At 73.2% G+C, this 4,715-nt stretch carries 6 protein-coding genes and 1 tRNA gene; 3 read left to right on the top strand and 4 right to left on the bottom strand.

Annotated elements, in window-relative coordinates; genetic code table 11:
• The coding region (locus tag MHW47_RS32135) for an SCO7613 C-terminal domain-containing membrane protein (protein WP_374230184.1) at positions 1-1,003 on the top strand (1,003 nt) is incomplete at its 5' end.
• Positions 1,004-1,062: 59 nt separating this feature from the next.
• On the opposite strand, the gene MHW47_RS32130 is transcribed toward MHW47_RS32135, so the two are convergent.
• Positions 1,063-1,134: transfer RNA gene (locus MHW47_RS32130), tRNA-Val, on the bottom strand.
• Positions 1,135-1,188: 54 nt separating this feature from the next.
• Positions 1,189-1,680: a TIGR02611 family protein gene (locus tag MHW47_RS32125; protein WP_239227382.1), complete on the bottom strand. Its 492-nt coding sequence runs from the start codon at positions 1,678-1,680 to the stop codon at positions 1,189-1,191.
• A gap of 189 nt (positions 1,681-1,869) precedes the next feature.
• Between MHW47_RS32125 and MHW47_RS32120 the strand changes: the two genes are divergently transcribed.
• Positions 1,870-2,283 carry an SsgA family sporulation/cell division regulator gene (locus MHW47_RS32120; protein ID WP_003987206.1) on the top strand — a complete coding sequence of 138 codons (414 nt, stop codon included), beginning with the start codon at positions 1,870-1,872 and terminating at the stop codon, positions 2,281-2,283.
• 263 nt (positions 2,284-2,546) lie between these two features.
• A complete protein-coding gene (locus MHW47_RS32115; protein ID WP_239227381.1) occupies positions 2,547-3,119 on the top strand; it encodes a CGNR zinc finger domain-containing protein in 573 nt (190 codons plus the stop codon).
• A gap of 4 nt (positions 3,120-3,123) precedes the next feature.
• Here the strand turns inward: MHW47_RS32115 and MHW47_RS32110 are convergent, their stop codons facing one another.
• Complete coding sequence (locus MHW47_RS32110; RefSeq protein WP_239227380.1) at positions 3,124-3,279, bottom strand: hypothetical protein; 156 nt, start codon at positions 3,277-3,279, stop codon at positions 3,124-3,126.
• 167 nt (positions 3,280-3,446) lie between these two features.
• Positions 3,447-4,418: an acetylxylan esterase gene (locus MHW47_RS32105; protein WP_239227379.1), complete on the bottom strand. Its 972-nt coding sequence runs from the start codon at positions 4,416-4,418 to the stop codon at positions 3,447-3,449.
• Positions 4,419-4,715 lie beyond the last annotated feature (297 nt).

Raw genomic sequence — 4,715 nt, 5'->3', positions numbered from 1 at the left:
GGCCGCGCTGCGGGCCGGTGCACGGGGCGTGGCGGCGACGGCCGGGGTGCTCGGGGCGGCCGGTGCGCTGGGTGCGGGGGTGCTGTCCCTGGCGACGGAGGCGGGCACCTACACGGTGTTCGGGCTGCTGCTGGTGGTGTGCGCGGGGCTGGCGGTCGCCCTGGACGGGCGGGCGGGGGTGTCGCCGGTGCTGGTGTCGGCGGCGGCCTGTGCGGCGGTGGTGTGCGCCGGGGTGCCGATGGGCGCGCTGGGGGCCTCGCTGGGGTGGACGGTGTCCGAGGCGGCTGTGCCGCTGCTGGCGGTCCCGGCGGTGACGGTGCTGCTGGGCGCCCGGCTCAAGCGCCACGCGGTGGCGCTCCCGGTGGAGCTGACCGGTGCGGCGGTGGCCGCGGTGGCCGTGGCGATGGCGGTGGGCGACGCGCGGTTCCTGGCGCTGGTGCTGGCGCTGTGCGGGGTGCTGGCGGCGGGGACGGCGCTGCGTGCGGAGCGGCGCCCGTTCGCCGGGTATCTCGCGACGGGGCTGTTCGTCCTGGCGGCCTGGGTGCGGCTGTCGGTGGCGGGGGTGTCGGCGCCGGAGGCGTACACGCTGCCGGTGACGGTGCCGGCGCTGGTGGTCGGGGTGCTGCGGCGGCGGCGCGATCCGGCGGCCTCGTCGTGGGCGGCGTACGGGGCGGGTCTGGCGGTGACGCTGGTGCCGTCGCTGGGCGCGGCCTGGACGGACGCCCAGTGGACGCGTCCGCTGCTGCTGGGGCTCGCGGCCCTGGGGATCACGCTGGTGGGGGCGCGGCTGCGGCTGCAGGCGCTGCTGGTGCTGGGCGGTGCGGTGCTGGCGCTGGACGCGCTGCACGAGCTGGCGCCGTACGTGGTGCAGGTGGCGGGGGCGCTGCCGCGCTGGGTGGTGCCGGCGCTGGCGGGGGTGCTGCTGCTGGCGGTGGGCGCGACGTACGAGAAGCGGCTGCGGGACGCCCGGCGGCTGCGGGAGGCGCTGGGCCGGATGCGGTGAGAGCGGCGGGAACGCCGAGGGCCCGGAAGCCTGTACGGCTTCCGGGCCCTCGGTCCGGGTGGGCGATACTGGGTTCGAACCAGTGACCTCTTCGGTGTGAACGAAGCGCTCTCCCACTGAGCTAATCGCCCCGGCGCACCGCAAACATTACCGCATGTCAGCGGTGCTCCATGACCGGGCCGGGATCACTCGTGGATCTTCCACGGCATGACGATGCCGAACTTCCAGACGTAGATCCCCACGAGCACCGCGATGATCACGAGCCCGATGACCGTGAGAAGGATGTTGCGGCGCCGGACCTTGGGGTCGAGCGCGCGCTGGGCGGCCTCGGTGACCTTGCGCCGGGTCCAGCGCAGGACCAGCTGGGCCCAGACGAACTCGGTCGCCCAGATCGCCATGCCGCCGAAGATCACCAGCCAGCCGGGGCCGGGCAGCGGCAGCATGATGATGCCGGCCACCACCACGGCGAGGCCGACCACGAAGACGCCGGCCTGCCAGCTCAGGTGCAGCGCCCTGGAGGCCTTGATGAAGCCGGGCGCTCTGGAGCCGAGCGGCGGGTCCTCCTTGGTCACTCCCGGTATGACGTCCCCCGTCGCGTCGCGGGGCGCTTCCCCCGCCTCGGAATCCGGCTTCGCCGCTGCGGCGACACCGTCCCGCTCGTCACTCTCCGCATGCATGGAGCCAACTTACCGGACCGCTCGGCGTCACTGGAATGGCCGCATGACGCAAAGTTACACACCGCTGTACGAGCTACCCGAAGAGACACAAAACGGTCAGAGGGGTTTACAACGCCACCGTAGGTGGCATGTCGATTTCGCCGACGTGCGAATCCCCGAGCGCACACTGAGCGAAAGGCCCTGGCGCTTATGAACACCACGGTCAGCTGCGAGCTGCACCTGCGCCTCGTTGTGTCGAGCGAGTCCTCACTGCCTGTACCCGCGGGCCTGCGGTATGACACGGCCGATCCGTATGCCGTGCACGCCACCTTCCACACCGGAGCGGAGGAGACGGTCGAGTGGGTTTTCGCCCGCGACCTCCTTGCCGAGGGGCTGCACCGGCCCACCGGCACCGGCGACGTCCGTGTCTGGCCATCCCGTAGCCACGGCCAGGGCGTCGTCTGCATCGCGCTGAGCTCTCCGGAGGGCGAGGCACTGCTCGAGGCCCCGGCGCGGGCCCTGGAGTCGTTCCTGAAGCGGACCGACGCCGCGGTTCCACCGGGCACCGAACACCGCCACTTCGACCTCGATACGGAGCTCTCCCACATCCTGGCCGAGAACTGAGCCAGGGCCGGGAGCCGCACGCCGCCGTCCGACTCGGGGAGACGGCGTCGCGCGGACAACCTCATACGGCTGACACCGGCGCCGGTGACCACGGAATCCACCGTGGTGACCGGCGCCGGTCCGCGTGACCGGCCCCCTGCCCGCAGCCCCGGCGCCCGTACCGGCCACGCACGCTCCCGTACGCGCCTGTGCGCCCCCGGCGAGCCAGTAGAGTCGAACGGCATCGGCGGGCGCCCGCCCGCGGAAGGCCAGGGAGCGAAAGCGTGCTGATCCCTCACGACACCCGGATCGCCCTCGACGTAGTGGTCGATCTGGTGAACACCGCGCCGGAGAGCGAGCCGGAAGGGGGCTCGGCGGCCGACGGGCTCGCCGACATCGGGGCGCTCCACGCCTTCGCCGCCCGCCACCGGGTGAGCGGGGTCGGCGCGCTCGACGAGAAGGACCTGCGGGCCGTGCACCGCGTGCGGGCCCGGTTCGCCGAGGTCTTCGCGGCCGGCGACGCGCGCACCGCCGCCGGACTGGTGAACGCCCTGGTGGCGGCCGCGGGCACGACGCCCCAGCTCACCGCCCACGACGGCTACGACTGGCATGTGCACTACTTCTCGCCGGACGCCTCGCTGGCCGACCACCTGGCGGCCGACTGCGGCATGGCCCTCGCCTTCATCATCGTGGCGGGCGAGACGGAGCGGCTGCGGAGGTGCGAGGCGCCGGACTGCCGGCACGCCTTCGTCGACCTGTCCCGCAACCGCTCGCGCCGCTACTGCTCCAGCCGCACCTGCGGTAATCGCCTGCACGTGGCCGCGTACCGGGCGCGCCGCAGGGAAGCGGCCGGCTGACCGTTCACAGGATGAAGAGATCGTGCAGCGCGGCCATCAGCAGCAGGGTGCCGATGACCGAGAGGAAGATCATCAGCGGGGGCTGGGAGAGCGCGAAGAGGCAGCCGCGCGGCTCCTCGCCGGAGGGTGCGGGGGCGTCGCCCCGAGAGGTGTCCACCATTTCGGGAAGATCATGACGCAGTCCGAGGGGTGCCGCGTACCAACATGCCTCCTCACGACGGGAGTTCACCCGTCACGGGGGGATTCTTAATCGCTCCGGCGTCCGAACGTCCCGCATGTTTTCGGACCCGCGCCCCCGCTCCCCCGCCCCCCGGCGGGCCGCCCGGCTCAGACCAGTTCGCGCAGCTTCCGCAACTGGACCGCGCGGTGGACCCCGGTGCCGCCCTCGTGGCCGTTCCAGGGGTAGATCTCGATCTCCTTGGGCCCGGCCCAGTGGTTGTAGGCGGCGAAGACCGTGGAGGGCGGGCAGATGGCGTCCATCAGGGCCACCGAGTAGAGCGCCGGCACGGTCCCCCGCGCGGCGAAGCTGACGCCGTCGAAGTACCCCAGGGTGCGGAAGACCCGCTCCTCGGCGTCGTGCCGGGTGGCCAGGAACCTGACGATCTCCTGGTACGGGTCCTCGTCGGTGATCTCGACGGCCCGCCGGAAGTGCGTCAGGAACGGCACGTCGATGAACGCGGCCTTCACGTGCGGGCTGAGGGCCGCCACCGCCTGGGTGATGCCGCCGCCCTGGCTGGCCCCCTGCACCACGATCCGGGCGGGGTCGACGGACGGGTGGCTGCGGGCGACCTCGACGGCGCGCACCGCGTCGGTGAAGACCCGGCGGTAGTAGTACGTCTCCGGGTCGAGGATGCCGTTGGTCATGAAGCCGGGCGCCTGGGGGTTGGCCGCGCCGTGCGGGTCCGGGGTGTCGCCCGCCGAGTGGTGGTTGACCGCGCCCTGGCCGCGGGTGTCCACGATCAGGGCGGCCCAGCCCGCGGCCGGCCACACCACGTGGTCGAGCGGCAGCCCGCGCCCGCCGCTGTAGCCGAGGTAGTGCACGACGGCGGGCAGGGGGCCCTCGGCGCCCGCGGGCACCAGCAGCCAGGCCCGTATCCGGTGGCCGCCCCAGCCCGCGAACGACACGTCGTACGCGTCGACCGTGCTCAACGCGGCGTCGTAGGGCGTGAATTCGGCGTCCAGCGGGTGGGCGGCGGCCTCGCCGAGGGAGCGCTCCCAGAAGGCGTCGAAGTCCGCCGGCTCGTCGAGCGTGGGGCGGTAGCCGCGCAGTTGGTCCAGGGGCAGGTCGAACAGGGCCATGGGTTCTCCGTTTCGGGCGAGCGGTTCCGGCCCCGTGGATCAGGGCTTTCCGGCGCAGCGGGACGCTATGCGGCGGCGCGACACAAGGTCAAGGAACCCCGGCGGAACGATTCACCTGGTGAGACGGCGTGAGCCCGCCGCAGCGCGCGGCGGGCTCGGCGGAGCGTTCGGCTCCTGGTCTCAGATCCCGTGCTTCTTGAGAATGGCCTCGATGTCGCTGAAGTCGTCCCCGGCGCCGGCCGACTGCTTCCGCGGCTTGCCCCGCGGCTCGGCGCCCGCGGCCGGGGCGCCGGCGCC

The sequence above is a fragment of the Streptomyces sp. OfavH-34-F genome, assembly GCF_022347745.1.
Taxonomy (GTDB): domain Bacteria; phylum Actinomycetota; class Actinomycetes; order Streptomycetales; family Streptomycetaceae; genus Streptomyces.
Note: the sequence above shows the minus strand (reverse complement) of the source record. Positions and strands in the feature narration are given on the sequence as shown.

Bases quoted from the DNA above. Each gene is read 5' to 3' on its own strand.
- MHW47_RS32125 (WP_239227382.1), bottom strand. From the start codon at position 1,680: ATGCATGCGGAGAGTGACGAGCGGGACGGTGTCGCCGCAGCGGCGAAG.
- MHW47_RS32120 (WP_003987206.1), top strand. From the start codon at position 1,870: ATGAACACCACGGTCAGCTGCGAGCTGCACCTGCGCCTCGTTGTGTCG.
- MHW47_RS32110 (WP_239227380.1), bottom strand. From the start codon at position 3,279: ATGGTGGACACCTCTCGGGGCGACGCCCCCGCACCCTCCGGCGAGGAG.
- MHW47_RS32105 (WP_239227379.1), bottom strand. From the start codon at position 4,418: ATGGCCCTGTTCGACCTGCCCCTGGACCAACTGCGCGGCTACCGCCCC.